Below are 12,378 nucleotides of genomic sequence, written 5' to 3' on the forward strand. Positions count from 1 at the left end.
CTCACACTCCTATGAGCACTCACTTCTCCGGCCCATCCCGCCGCGACTTCCTCCAGAAAATCGGCGGCGGTTTCGGCAGCATCGCACTCGCTTCCTTGCTGGAGCAGGACACTCGGGCCGCTACCAATCCACTTTCAGCCAAGCGACCTCCCATGCCGGCCAAGGCGCGTGCGGTGATTCAGATTTTCTGCCCTGGCGGCCTCAGCCATGTGGACTCGTGGGACTACAAACCGGAGCTGGCGAAGCGCAGCGGCAAGCCCTTCGATCCTGATGGCAAAATGCAGTTCTTCGCCTCCAAGCCGGGCAATTGCCAGGGCAGCTACTGGTCGTTTCGCCAGCATGGTCAGTGCGGGCGTTGGATCAGCGATCTCTTCCCGCAGCTCGCGACTTGCGTCGATGACATGGCCTTCATTCACTCGATGCAGAGCAAGAGCGCGCTGCATGGCCCTGCCATGTTCATGGCAAACACCGGCTTCATCCTGCCCGGCTTTCCGAGCATGGGTGCCTGGGTCACCTATGGCCTCGGCAGCGAGAGCGAGAACCTGCCCGCGTTCGTCGTGCTGCCTGATCAGCGTGGCCTGCCGCCCGGCGGTGTGATCAATTGGGGCGCGGGCTTTCTCCCGGCCGTGCATCAGGGGACGACATTGCAGACCAATGCTGAAAAGCCGCCCATCGCCGATCTGTTCCCACCCAAAAGCTTCGCGCAACTGCGTGGCGACACCGAAGAGACGAGTCGTGATTTTCTGCAAACCCTCAATCGCGCACATGCCGCCGAACGTGCAGGCAACACAGAGCTCGAAGCCCGCATCGCCGCTTATGAACTCGCGGCACGCCTTCAGCTCAGCGCTCCTGAAGTCACCGATCTCCGTGGCGAAACGGATGTCACCAAGCAGCTCTACCAGCTCGATCACGAAGACATCGGTCCCTTTGGCCGGCAGTGTCTTCTCGCGCGCCGGCTTGTGGAGCGTGGCGTGCGTTTCGTGCAGATCTACTGCGGCGCGGAGAACACCACGGCTAAAAAAATCCGCCCCAACTGGGACAGCCACGAAGACCTCGTGCGTGACCACGGCTACTGGGGCCAGGTCCTCGACACCGGAGCTGCCGCTCTGCTGCGCGATCTGAAATCACGCGGCATGCTCGACAGCACACTCGTCATCTGCACCAGCGAGTTTGGCCGCCAGCCTGCGGCACAAGGCAAGGGACGAGATCACAATCCCGGTGCCTTCACCGCCTGGATGTCAGGTGGCGGCATCCAAGGCGGCACGGCGTATGGCAGCACCGATGATCTCGGTTCCAAGGCCGCAGAAAATCCCGCCTATTGCTACGATCTCCACGCCACCGCGCTGCATCAGCTCGGTATTGACCACGAAAAACTCAGCTTCTACAACAACGGCATCAACCGTCGGCTCACCGATGTGCATGGGCACGTCATCAAAGATATTCTCGCATAACTTCTCGCTGCATTTTCACATGTCCCAACCCCACATCGCCATCATCGACTGGACCACCTCCCCACAAGGTGATCCCGAATCCACCATCGAACGCCAGATCATCGGCGGTGCCGCACATGTCACACGTACCCTCTGCGAAACTGATGCCGATTTGACCGACGAAATCTGCCGAGCAAACGCAATCATCATCTGGCACAACATGCCGCTCACGGCCAAAGGCATCGCAAAGCTCCAGAACTGCCGCGCCATCATCCGCAATGGCGTTGGCTTTGATAGCGTGGACGTCGCTGCGGCACGTGGGCGCGGCATTGCCGTGTGCAATGTGCCAGATTACGGCACCGAGGAAGTCGCAGACCATGCCATCGCTCTCGCCATGGCGCTGTGCCGGCAAATCTTACCACTGGATGCCGAAGCCAAACAGCTCGGCTGGAACATCCGTGTCACGCCAAAACTCCGCCGCCTCAGCACTCTCACCTTCGGCACTGTCGGTCTGGGGCGCATCGGCACCGCAACTGCCCTCCGCGCCAAAGCCCTCGGTTTCCGCGTCATCTTCTACGATCCCTACCTTCCCAATGGGGCCGACAAAGCTGTCGGTATCACCCGCGTGCGCACGCTTGATGAACTCCTCGCGCAAACCGACGTCCTCTCGCTGCATTGCCCGTTGAATGAAGAAACACGGCACCTCATTGCCGAGCGTGAACTCGCCCTGCTCAAGCCTTCGGCATTTGTCGTTAATACCGCACGTGGTGGTGTCATTAAAAAAACCGCCATCCTTGCTGCGCTGCGCGAGAATCGCATCGCAGGCGCCGGGCTTGACGTCATCGAAGATGAGCCCCTCCGCACCGCTGACGAAGCCGCCACGCCAAATCTCATCGCTACTTGTCACGCCGCGTTTTGCAGCGTGGAGAGCAAGATCGAAATGCGCAGCACTTCAGCCCGCATTGCTCTCGCCGCAGTGCGTAACGAGCCGCTAGAAAATGTGGTGAATGGCGTTTGCTCCTGAGCAGCTCGTCGTGAGCTGTACTGACCACACCATGAATCTCCGTCCTTTTCTCGCCGCTTCCCTCGCACTCACCCTCGCTTCAGCCGCTCTGGCCCAAGAAACCAAACCGCTGCTGCACGATTACGCCCTGCCTGTCCTCGCCACGCCAGATTTCAAGACACCGCTGGATTCCAGTTTCAGCATAGCCAAAGGAAAATGGACACCCGAAGGCGGCGTCCTCAGCGTGCTGGATCTGCCGGAGCAGAAGCACATCCCGGTGTTGCATCACAAAGTGGGCCTCTCCAGCGCCACCATCGAGGTGGAGTTCTTGATCGAAGGCCCGGGCAGCTTTCTCGTGGGCTGTGATTCCAGCAAACATGTGGGCCGTGTGGTTGTCGGTGCGGCAGGTTTGAGCATCGCGGAAGATTCCGTGGTGCCTTCCCACACCATAGCCAAGCTCCCAATGACGGTGAAAGCAGGCGAATGGCACAAGCTCCGTGTCGAGTGGCAGGGAGATCAAATGGCCGCCAATCTCGACGGCCAGGAACTGAAGGCACAGCATCCTTATTTTGCGACCCCCAAGGCTCGAAGCTGGCTGGCTGCCGGAAAGTCCGTGAAGGTGCGCAATCTCAAGATCAGTGGCGAGGCGAAACCATGAGCGGCAGGCACTTTATCGGCGCCCTATTCGCTCTGCTGGGCGTCCTCTGTGGTGACATCCAGAGCGCCGAGTCGCAGACCCTGCTAGAAGAATCCTTCACCGCAGAACTTTCCAAAGACTGGTTCTGGGGTCTCGGCACCTGGACGGCAAAGAACGGTGTTCTGCGCGGGTTTGAATCCGGCCCGCGGCGTCACGGACCGGTCAAAATGCGCAAACTTTCGCTCAAAGACGCTGTCATCGAGTGCGACTTCCGGTTGGAAGGAAAGGCGACTTTTGCCGGCATCATCTTCAATGGTTCGCAGGAGCGCGGGCACATCGTCCACCTTGTCATGGGCACTGACACGCTGCGCATCCTGGCCCATCCGAAGAAGGGCGAGAACGTGGAACTGCTCAAACAATCCAACATCCTGACCGTGGGCGGCTGGCATCACGTGAAGATCGAATTCAAAGGCGAAACCATCTCCGCCACCATCGATGGCAAGACCATCACCGCCAGCCATCCCTGCATCGCCGAGGAAAAGCAAACCTTCGGTCTGGGCGGGGATTCCGGTGGTCCCGAAGGCGAAAAAGCAGGCGCGCTGGAGTTTTGTGGCCTGAAAATCACCGGCTGACCTGGCAGCGACAGCGGATGATCACCGCTGCGATCACCGTCCCGATGAGGTTGGAAACGAGATCCCAGCCCGTATTTTCGTAGCCGCCCACGTTCGTGTTGGGGATCGTCAAGACTGCAATGAACTCGATCACCTCATTCAGCGCGCCGAAACCCATGCCACCCGCCGCGCACAGCATCAGCATGCCAAACGTGGGGCGCACCGCGCTGCCATCCGGCTGACGCAGGGCCTTGCTCAAAAGGTGCCAGCAGAGCCAGGTGGTGACGCCAAATCCGTAAGCATGCACGATCTGGTCGTATTTCAGCCACTGCGGCACGATCCACCAGCTGTAGAGCACCGCCTGATCCCCATTGTAGGGCCAGCCGGAGGGCAGGGGGCACAGGCCGCCTGCCATGTGGGCAAGCCCCCAAACCGAAAAGGCCCACAGCAGCGGCGTCGTGAGCCGCACACGGCGATGGACGGCGCTCATGACCCCGATCAGGACGAGCATGACCACGATGTAGAAAATGAACTCGCGGTTGCCTTGAACAATGGCCCCGATGATGGCCACCATCATGTAGGCGGCATTGAACAGGATGACTGGCAGCAGCTTCGCGGGAGGGGCAGGGGGCATGCGGTACGCATGCAACGCCTGGCCGGGCCTTTGGCAAGAGCTTCCTGCTACACCGGTTGACTGGCACTCTGTGTGCTGCATCCTAGCGCACCCCTCCCGCATGAAATTCATCCTTCCGTTTGCCGCCCTGGTTCTTTCCGCTTCGCCGAGCCAGGCTCAAATCACTCTGGAATCCGTCAAAAGCTTTGCCGAGCTTGAAAAAGTGGCAGCGCAACTGGCACTGCAGCCCTACCAGGCACCCACGCAGCAGCTCGATCCGTTTTTCGAGGGGTTGAAATATGATGGCCACCGGCAGATCCGGTTCCTGCGCGACAAAGCCTTGTTTGCCGAGCAGGGAGATGCATTCCGTGTCGAGTTCTTCCACCCAGGCTGGATGTTCAAGAAGCCGGTCGTCTTTTACAACATCAAGGAACCCCAGACCGTCGGTGTGCCGTTTGATGGCAGCCACTTTGACTATGGTGACCTCAAGGTGCCTGCGGGTGCCAAAAATCCCGTCGGCTACGCGGGGTTTCGCGTTCTGGCCCCGGACTCCCTGGTGAAGCGGCCCTTCGAGTTCATGGTGTTCATGGGTGCCAGTTACTACCGTGCTGTCACCACGCAGCTCGGCTACGGCATCTCCGCGCGCGGCGTGGCGGTGAACACGATCGGCGGCGAGCCCGAAGAATTCCCCGATTTAACCCATTTTTGGTTCAAGGAGCCCAAGGCAGGAGAAAAATCATTCAAACTGCTCGCGCTTCTCAATGGCCCCAGCATCACCGGCGCTTATGAGTTTGAATCCACACCAGGGATCAGCACCGAGATGAGGATCAAGGCCTCTTTGCACCTGCGCAAGCCGGTCAAGATGCTGGGCATCGCACCCTTTTCGAGCATGTTCTGGTTCGGCGAGAACTCGCATCCAAAGCCCTATGATTTCCGTCCCGAAGTGCATGATTCGGACGGTTTGCAGGTCGAGATCAAGGACGGCCCGTCCATCTGGCGTCCGCTGGATGTCAGCCGGGACATGCGCCTGAGCATTTTTGAAACGGACAATCTCAAGGGCTTTGGTCTCGCGGAGCGGGATCGTGACTTCAACAACTTCCAGGATCTCGAAGCCAACTACCATCGTCGTCCGGCGGTGTGGGTGGAACCGGTGAGCGGATTTGGCAAAGGCGCTGTCACCCTTGTCGAACTCTCCAGCGGCGAAGAGACCTGGGACAACATCGTCGCCATGTGGAAGCCGGCGCACCTGCCCGCGACACCCGCAGAGCCGCTCAAAGTCGAGTACAAGCTCCATTGGCTCGATCAACATCTGCCAGGCGCGCTCTGCAGAGTCATCAGTTCACGCCGTGGCTTTGTGATGGACTCAGACGACCATCTATATGTCGTGGATTTTGCCAAAGGTGCCGAGAATGGCACGGCCAAACCCAAGGACTGGACGCCCGACATCGATGTCGTTCTCAGTGCCGGCGAGGGCAAGGTTCTGGACAAGCGTGTGATGCGCAACAACGAGACCGGCGGCTGGCGTGCCTTCTTCAAGCTCGACATTCCTGAGACCACCAACCTGCTGGAAATCATGATGGAATTGAAAGACGAGAAGCAGGTCATTTCTGAACGCTGGATGTATCAATGGCGTCGCTAAGTCTCATCGATCTGGGCTGGAACGAGTTCTTCGCAAAACACTTCGAACCGTTTCGCGAGCAGGGCTGGAAACCTGCGCGCCTGATCCGTGACAACAAGATCAGCTACGGAGCTCTGCTTGAAGATGGGACGAACGGCTTCGATGAGTTCGAGGTCATCCTGGGAGGCAAAGTTTATCACGATGCTGAAACAGATGCCGAGCTGCCTGCCGTCGGCGACTGGGTAGCTCTCGAAGTCGGCGGCGAAAACGGCGACAACATCATCCGCGCACGTCTGCCACGCCAGACCTGCTTCTCACGCAAAGCCTCCGGCTTCAGTGCCGAGGAGCAGGTGATCGCCGCGAACGTGGATGCCGTGATCGTCGTCACCGATTCTGGGCCTGATTACAGCCTGCGCCGCATGGAGCGCTACTTCACGCTCATCTCCCGCAGTGGTGCGAAAGCGGTTGTCCTGGTAAACAAGGCCGACCTCTATCCCGACAAGCAGAATCAGGAAGCCGCCGAGGCCATCCGAGCTCTCAATGCCGATGCTGATGTGCATGTGACCAGCGTGAAAAAGCGCAAGGGCCTGAAGGTGCTGAAAGACTACCTCAAGCGAGGCCAAAGCGTGGCCGTGATCGGCTCCAGCGGTGTCGGCAAGTCCGCGCTCGTCAATCTCCTGCTGGGTGAAGACTGGCAGTGGGTGGATGAAGTGAACGAAGTCACCGGCAAAGGCCGCCACACCACCACCGCACGCGAACTGCTCGTGCTCGACAGGGGCGGCATCCTGATCGACAACCCCGGCATCAAAGAGGTGCAGATGTGGACGAATGAAACCACGCTGCGTGAACGCTTTGCCGACATCGAAGAACTCGCCCAGCGTTGCAAATACCACGACTGCAAGCACGGCACCGATGCTGGCTGCGCCATCCGCATCGCCGTGGAGGCCGGAACCCTGGATGCCCAGCGCTACGAAGGCTATTTGAAGCTGGAGGACGAAATCGCCAAGCTGCGCAAACAGCGCAAGAAGCGCCAGATGACTGTCGAACGCCGCAACAAACGCGATCACAAAATCAAGGCGCGCAATCGTGTCGATCGCGAGGATATCGAGCGCGATTTGAAGCCACGCCATTAATCTGCACCCATGCCTCCCCAGCCTCCTCCTACCCGTACCGGCCTCGCCCGCGCCATGTCAAAGCTCGGCTTCTGCTCACGCAGCCGTGCCACCGAACTGATCCGCATGGGCAAGGTGAAGGTGAACCTCGTCGTGCGGAAGAATCCCGAGTTTCCCGTGATCCTCAAAAAAGACGTCATCATCATGGACGACGTCAGCATCAATCAGGCGCCGCGTCTCTACGTCATGCTCAACAAGCCGCGCGGCCTCGTCACCAGCGCCTCGGACGAACTCGGCCGCGAGACGGTTTTTTCCTGCTTTGAAAATTCCAAGCTTCCACATCTCTCTCCCGTAGGCCGGCTCGACAAAGCCAGCGAAGGCATGCTGCTCTTCACCAATGACAACGTCTGGGCCGACACCATCACCAATCCCGACACACATCTCGACAAAACCTACCACGTTCAAATCAGCGGCACCATTGATGAAAAGCGCATCGCTCTGATCAAGGAAGGGGTCGTAGACGAGGAGCAAGGCGACCACCTCTCCGCCAAGGTCATCAAAATCCTCCGCAGTGGCGAAAAGAACATGTGGCTGGAAGTCGTCCTCGATGAAGGCCGCAACCGCCACATCCGCCGCCTGCTCGAAGCCTTCAACATCGAAGTTCTCCGTTTAGTGCGCGTCAAAATCGGCATGCTCGTTCTGGGAAACCTGCAAAAAGGCCAGTGGCGTGAGCTGACAAAGTACGAAGTCCTGAAATCACGCGAGCCGCAGGAATTGCGGTAGCCGCGTCATTACTTCATCAAGTGATCCCAGCTCAGTTTGAAGCGTGCCAGGTATTTCTTGAGCCGGTCAGCGTCATTCATCTTCGAGCGCTTGGCACGCGAAACTGCGAACAGCTTCCGTCCGGCATCCGAAAGCGTTTTGCTTTCCCGGCACACCTGCAAAACAAAGTCCAGCTGCGCCAGATCAAAGGGATCAATCTCCTCTCTCTGCGCCTTGGTGAGTACGGCATTCTCTTGGCTTGATGCCTGCGCACCAGCATCCCGCCAGCCATCGCGCAATCGCGCAGCCTCTGTCTCCACACACTCCACGGTGATCCTGCCTCTGGGGGCCAGCGTGGCCATGCGTGTCACCGCCGCATTCAGATCGCGAAAATTGGCGCTCCATTTCGCTTCAGGACTGCGGGCAAATTTGAGGAAGGCTTCGCGGGCTTCCTTGTTCATGCGCACCTGGCGGCGGTGCGACTTCGCAAAGCGCTCCAGTTCGAAATCAAGATTCGCGGCGATGTCCTCTCTCCGCTCCGCGAGGCTCGGCAGCGTGAAGGTCCAAAGATTAATGCGCGCGAGCAAGTCATCGCGAAACTTGCCTGCAGCGACCTGCGTGCGCAGATCACGATTCGTGCCCGCGATGAGTTGAAAATCACTCTGCACCGCCTTGTCACTGCCCAGCGGCAGGAAGGTCTTGTCCTCAAGTGCCCGCAGCAGCATCGCCTGCTCATCGAGACCGAGTTCGCCGATCTCATCCAGAAAGATCAGCCCTTTGTCCGCTTCCTTGAGCAGTCCCGGCCTGTCCGACTGTGCGCCGGTGAAGGAGCCGCGCTTATGTCCAAACAGCGCCGACATCGCGTGATCACCGCGCAGCGTGGCGCAGTTCACTTCAACAAACCTGCCACCAAGCCCGGCGCGCGAACGCCGCAGATCGTAGATGCGGTTGGCCAGCATGGATTTGCCCGCTCCCGTTGGACCCATGATGAGAATGGGCGCTTTCGAGTTCACCGCCACGAGTTCAATCTGCTCAATGAGTTTGTTGAAGCCCTTGCTCTTCGTGGCGATGCCGCTCTTCAGAAAGTCCAGCGTGCGCTCCTGTTCCTGCGCAAAGCGGGTGGAAAGACGATCATACTTCGAGAGATCGAGATCAATGATCTCATAGCGTCCTGCCGCGCTCGCATCACGGCCTCCTTCGCGCGACGGCGAGGTTTGCAGCAGCCGTGCCGGAATGAAGTTTGCCTCATTCAGCAGAAACCAGCAGATCTGCGCCACATGCGTCCCCGTCGTGAGATGGATCAGGTAATCCGCCTTCTCGGGATCGAAGGCGTAACCCCGCACGAAGTCGTAGAGCCTCTCATACACCTCCTGCAAATCCCACGGGTCCTTCAATGGAAACTCATGCACCACCACCGTCGTTTCAGGCGACACCTTTTCGATGTCCGCTTTTACTAGCTGCGCCAGATCCGCAAACTTCGGTTCAGCCAGCAACTCCAGCCGCGAAATCACCAGATCCTCCTGCTGACACATCGCCACCGTGGGCCGCCATTTCGACCATCTTTCCGGCCCTGAGGCACGGTCCAAGTTCGATCCGAGGAATCCAAATGTGATGATGGGTTTCATGCAGAGAGCAGGGAAAGTTACAGCGCGGCTCGAATGGCTCGCAGCAATGCGCCGGTTGGGCGTACAGGATTCACATCAATGGGACGGAGAGAACCATTCCACTCCAGAAGGTTCGCTGGCTTGGCATCAAACACTGCCGTGTTGTCCGCCTCCCGATACCACGCATGCGAAGGCCCCGGTTGGTTGCTCAGATACAGCTTCGCAAAACCTCGTCGCGTGAACCATCCTTCAATGAGCCGCCGCACCTCATGGCCGCCGACCTCCGCAGCGATGTCTCCCAGCAATCGTCCAGGCACATACTCCTGCAACGTCACCACCTCCAGCCTGAGCGGTGTACGGATGAATCCCTCCAAAGTCATGGCCACATCGGGAAAAACTTCATTCAGCAGCACCAGGCGGCGCAGATATTCGCCCAAGCTTGCCGGCCCCAGTCTCAACCCTCCTTCAACAATTGGCGTATAGCCATAGCCCACACCTCGGTTCTCATCCGTTGGCTTTGTGACTCGGCGGACATGTGATACCGGCCTTCCTACAAACTCAACATCATGCTCCGTGCCACCTAACAGAAGCTGACAAAACATGGCGGGCTCCAGACAGAGACCATGCGTTGCCATCCTCACTTCGATCAATGCTTGCTCCGCAATCTGTCGATCACCGATGGCATCGAGTGACCAAGGTTCCGTCGCGCCATCTCCACTGCCTGTTGCAAGGAGTGCTGCGGCATCCGCAAGCCCCCCGCCGCTGCCTTGTCCTGGCTGCGTTGCGTGGGTTTCTCTTGGGCTGGAACTGGGGACTGCATCACTCATGAAGATGGTCTAAAACACATGCAAAGCAACTGACGGAAGCGCTCATTGAATGGGGATCAAGTACACTATCTCAAAAGATAAAACAATATCCCATTGGAGATAATATACGGAATGGAAAACGCAGATTTTTGCTCGAAAAAATAATCTTAAAATTCATGCAGCCCTTGTTTTACAAGGCTTCCAGCGTCTTTCAGGCACCCTAGTCCAGAGCACTTGGCACGGCCCTAGCAATAGGTATTGGCACACACAAACAACCAACCCAAACCAACACCATGGCTAGCAAATCACTCTTTTCGACCCTCCGCGGCGCTTTGGCTCCAAAGGCTGACAGCTTCAATGAAGCCGGTGGCCAGGCCTATCAGCTCAAGCCTCGTCATGCGCTGGCTCAGTATGCGGCCACGGGTTGCCTGAACCGCACCTTTTACGCCACGGCGGAAGATCAGCTCCAGCAGGTGCTGAAGCTGTGTGAGAAAGTTCCGACCGACTTCATCGCCCGCACGGCGCTTCACTGCCGCCAGAAAGGTTTCATGAAGGATGTGCCAGCACTGCTCTGCGCCGTGCTTGCCGCCCGTGATGCCGAACGTCTGGAACTGATCTTTGATCGCGTGATCGACGACGCCAAGATGCTGCGGAACTTCGTGCAGATCCTCCGCTCCGGTGTGACGGGTCGTAAATCCCTCGGCTCTCTGCCAAAGCGCCTCGTGCGCCGCTGGTTCGAGACCCGCTCGGACGAGGCCATCTTCCGCGCGGACGTGGGGCAGTCGCCCTCGCTGGCAGACATCGTGAAAATGGTGCACCCTCACCCTGCCACGAAAAGCCGTGAGGCGCTCTATGGCTACCTCATCGGTCGCAAGCATGACGCCTCGGCCCTGCCACGCATCGTGCGCGAGTTCGAGGCCTGGAAAGCCGAGCCTGCGGGAGATCCGCCGGACGTGCCGTTCCAGATGCTCACCGCCCTGCCTTTGACGGCAGAGCAGTGGCAGGCCATCGCTCGTCGTGCCCCATGGCAGATGACGCGCATGAACCTGAACACCTACGCCCGTCACGGCGTGTTCTCCATCAAGGAGATCACCCGTCTCGTGGCCAGCCGCCTGCGCCATGAGGATCAGGTGCGCCGCTCCAAGGTGTTCCCATACCAGCTCCTGGCCGCTTATCTCAACGTCGGCGCGGAAGTCCCGCACGAGGTGAAGGAAGCCCTGCAGGATGCGATGGAGATCTCGGTCTCCAACGTGCCGGTGGTGGCTGGAAAGGTGGTCGTGGCTCCGGACGTGTCCGGGTCCATGCACTCCGCTGTGACCGGTGTCCGCAAGGGCGCCACCAGCAAGGTGCGCTGCATCGATGTGGCCGCCCTGGTGGCCGCCGCCTTCCTGCGCCAAAACCGTGACGCCGAAGTGCTGCCATTCGAGAACAACGTCGTTCGTGTCTCGCTGAATCCACGTGATTCCGTGATGACGAACGCGCAGAAGCTCGCGTCTCTGCCATGTGGTGGGACAAACTGCAGCGCCGTGCTCATCGATCTCAATGCCCGCAAGGTGCAGGCGGATCTGGTGATCTACGTCTCCGACAACGAGTCGTGGATGGACACCCCCTATCACGGCCACTTCGGTGGTTCTGCCACCCTGACGATGAGCCAGTGGAACATCTTCAAGCAGCGCAATCCGAAAGCCCGTCTCGTGTGCTTGGACATCCAGCCCTATGCGACAACGCAGGCCCAGGAGCGTGAGGACATCCTCAACATCGGTGGCTTCTCCGATGCGGTGTTCAACGTGATCGCCGCCTTTGCCCGTGGCGAACTCAGCAGCGCCCACTGGATGGGTGAGATCGAAAAAACACCCCTTTAACCCAAACTTTGGAGCCTGGTGAATGCTGGAGCGGACTACATTTCCAACTGTTGCGTCTCTCCAATCCTTGTCACCAGGCTCCATCTCAACTCTCAAATGACGGCGAATGCCCCGAGGAACTACATTGAACCAGTCGGCCGCAGGTTCGAGCCCTGCCTGTCATGCACCAGCATGCCAGTAGCTCAGTCGGTAGAGCAATTGGATACGTTTCTCACCTTTTTGTCGCCGTCACCTTTTCACACTTAACCACCATCTTTGGCGAATGCCGGAGCGGACTACATCGTAACCAGCGGGTTCAAATCCCGCCCCGCAGCAATGCG

General features: G+C 58.9%; 11 protein-coding genes. 8 read left to right on the forward strand and 3 right to left on the reverse strand.

Going from position 1 to position 12,378, the window contains the following annotated elements:
• The first annotated feature begins 11 nt into the window (after positions 1–11).
• From AC24GY_RS00630 to AC24GY_RS00645, 4 genes are read left to right on the forward strand one after another with little or no spacing between them, the layout of a single operon-like run.
• On the forward strand, positions 12–1,451 hold the full coding sequence (locus AC24GY_RS00630; RefSeq protein WP_487679413.1) for a DUF1501 domain-containing protein: 1,440 nt from the start codon (positions 12–14) through the stop codon (positions 1,449–1,451).
• Positions 1,452–1,470: 19 nt separating this feature from the next.
• The gene (locus AC24GY_RS00635; protein WP_487679415.1) at positions 1,471–2,454 is read left to right on the forward strand and encodes a C-terminal binding protein; all 984 of its coding nucleotides are present in this window, start codon (positions 1,471–1,473) and stop codon (positions 2,452–2,454) included.
• A 31-nt stretch (positions 2,455–2,485) separates the two neighbouring features.
• The gene (locus AC24GY_RS00640; RefSeq protein ID WP_487679417.1) at positions 2,486–3,091 is read left to right on the forward strand and encodes a hypothetical protein; all 606 of its coding nucleotides are present in this window, start codon (positions 2,486–2,488) and stop codon (positions 3,089–3,091) included.
• On the forward strand, positions 3,088–3,702 hold the full coding sequence (locus AC24GY_RS00645) for a LamG domain-containing protein (RefSeq protein WP_487679419.1): 615 nt from the start codon (positions 3,088–3,090) through the stop codon (positions 3,700–3,702). Before AC24GY_RS00640 ends, AC24GY_RS00645 begins: the two co-directional genes overlap by 4 nt.
• Here the strand turns inward: AC24GY_RS00645 and AC24GY_RS00650 are convergent.
• Positions 3,692–4,315 carry a DUF2238 domain-containing protein gene (locus AC24GY_RS00650; RefSeq protein ID WP_487679421.1) on the reverse strand — a complete coding sequence of 208 codons (624 nt, stop codon included), beginning with the start codon at positions 4,313–4,315 and terminating at the stop codon, positions 3,692–3,694. The two genes, AC24GY_RS00645 and AC24GY_RS00650, sit on opposite strands and share 11 nt — an antisense overlap.
• A gap of 100 nt (positions 4,316–4,415) precedes the next feature.
• Here AC24GY_RS00650 and AC24GY_RS00655 point away from each other — a divergent pair, with 100 nt between their 5' ends.
• From AC24GY_RS00655 to AC24GY_RS00665, 3 genes are read left to right on the forward strand one after another with little or no spacing between them, the layout of a single operon-like run.
• Positions 4,416–5,933, forward strand: a complete 1,518-nt coding sequence (locus AC24GY_RS00655; RefSeq protein WP_487679423.1) for an OpgD/OpgG family glucan biosynthesis protein — start codon at positions 4,416–4,418, stop codon at positions 5,931–5,933.
• Positions 5,921–7,045 carry a ribosome small subunit-dependent GTPase A gene (gene rsgA / locus AC24GY_RS00660; protein ID WP_487679425.1) on the forward strand — a complete coding sequence of 375 codons (1,125 nt, stop codon included), beginning with the start codon at positions 5,921–5,923 and terminating at the stop codon, positions 7,043–7,045. The genes AC24GY_RS00655 and rsgA overlap by 13 nt, the downstream gene beginning before the upstream one ends.
• A 9-nt stretch (positions 7,046–7,054) precedes the next feature.
• Positions 7,055–7,807: a pseudouridine synthase gene (locus AC24GY_RS00665; protein ID WP_487679427.1), complete on the forward strand. Its 753-nt coding sequence runs from the start codon at positions 7,055–7,057 to the stop codon at positions 7,805–7,807.
• Positions 7,808–7,815: 8 nt separating this feature from the next.
• On the opposite strand, the gene rtcR is transcribed toward AC24GY_RS00665, so the two are convergent.
• Together rtcR and AC24GY_RS00675 are read right to left on the reverse strand one after the other, a co-directional pair.
• The gene (gene rtcR, locus AC24GY_RS00670) at positions 7,816–9,411 is read right to left on the reverse strand and encodes an RNA repair transcriptional activator RtcR (protein ID WP_487679429.1); all 1,596 of its coding nucleotides are present in this window, start codon (positions 9,409–9,411) and stop codon (positions 7,816–7,818) included.
• Between the two features lie 17 nt (positions 9,412–9,428).
• Positions 9,429–9,827, reverse strand: coding sequence for a hypothetical protein (locus tag AC24GY_RS00675; RefSeq protein ID WP_487679431.1), 399 nt, complete (start codon positions 9,825–9,827; stop codon positions 9,429–9,431).
• 662 nt (positions 9,828–10,489) lie between these two features.
• Here AC24GY_RS00675 and AC24GY_RS00680 point away from each other — a divergent pair.
• On the forward strand, positions 10,490–12,058 hold the full coding sequence (locus AC24GY_RS00680) for a vWA domain-containing protein (RefSeq protein WP_487679433.1): 1,569 nt from the start codon (positions 10,490–10,492) through the stop codon (positions 12,056–12,058).
• Positions 12,059–12,378: the final 320 nt, after the last annotated feature.

Source organism: Prosthecobacter sp. Pr1 (assembly GCF_057652315.1).

Excerpts from the sequence above, each read along its gene's own strand:
- AC24GY_RS00630 (WP_487679413.1), top strand. The coding sequence starts at position 12 with ATGAGCACTCACTTCTCCGGCCCATCCCGCCGCGACTTCCTCCAGAAA.
- rsgA (WP_487679425.1), top strand. The coding sequence starts at position 5,921 with ATGGCGTCGCTAAGTCTCATCGATCTGGGCTGGAACGAGTTCTTCGCA.
- AC24GY_RS00635 (WP_487679415.1), top strand. The coding sequence starts at position 1,471 with ATGTCCCAACCCCACATCGCCATCATCGACTGGACCACCTCCCCACAA.
- AC24GY_RS00650 (WP_487679421.1), bottom strand. The coding sequence starts at position 4,315 with ATGCCCCCTGCCCCTCCCGCGAAGCTGCTGCCAGTCATCCTGTTCAAT.
- AC24GY_RS00680 (WP_487679433.1), top strand. The coding sequence starts at position 10,490 with ATGGCTAGCAAATCACTCTTTTCGACCCTCCGCGGCGCTTTGGCTCCA.
- AC24GY_RS00645 (WP_487679419.1), top strand. The coding sequence starts at position 3,088 with ATGAGCGGCAGGCACTTTATCGGCGCCCTATTCGCTCTGCTGGGCGTC.
- AC24GY_RS00665 (WP_487679427.1), top strand. The coding sequence starts at position 7,055 with ATGCCTCCCCAGCCTCCTCCTACCCGTACCGGCCTCGCCCGCGCCATG.
- AC24GY_RS00655 (WP_487679423.1), top strand. The coding sequence starts at position 4,416 with ATGAAATTCATCCTTCCGTTTGCCGCCCTGGTTCTTTCCGCTTCGCCG.
- rtcR (WP_487679429.1), bottom strand. The coding sequence starts at position 9,411 with ATGAAACCCATCATCACATTTGGATTCCTCGGATCGAACTTGGACCGT.
- AC24GY_RS00640 (WP_487679417.1), top strand. The coding sequence starts at position 2,486 with ATGAATCTCCGTCCTTTTCTCGCCGCTTCCCTCGCACTCACCCTCGCT.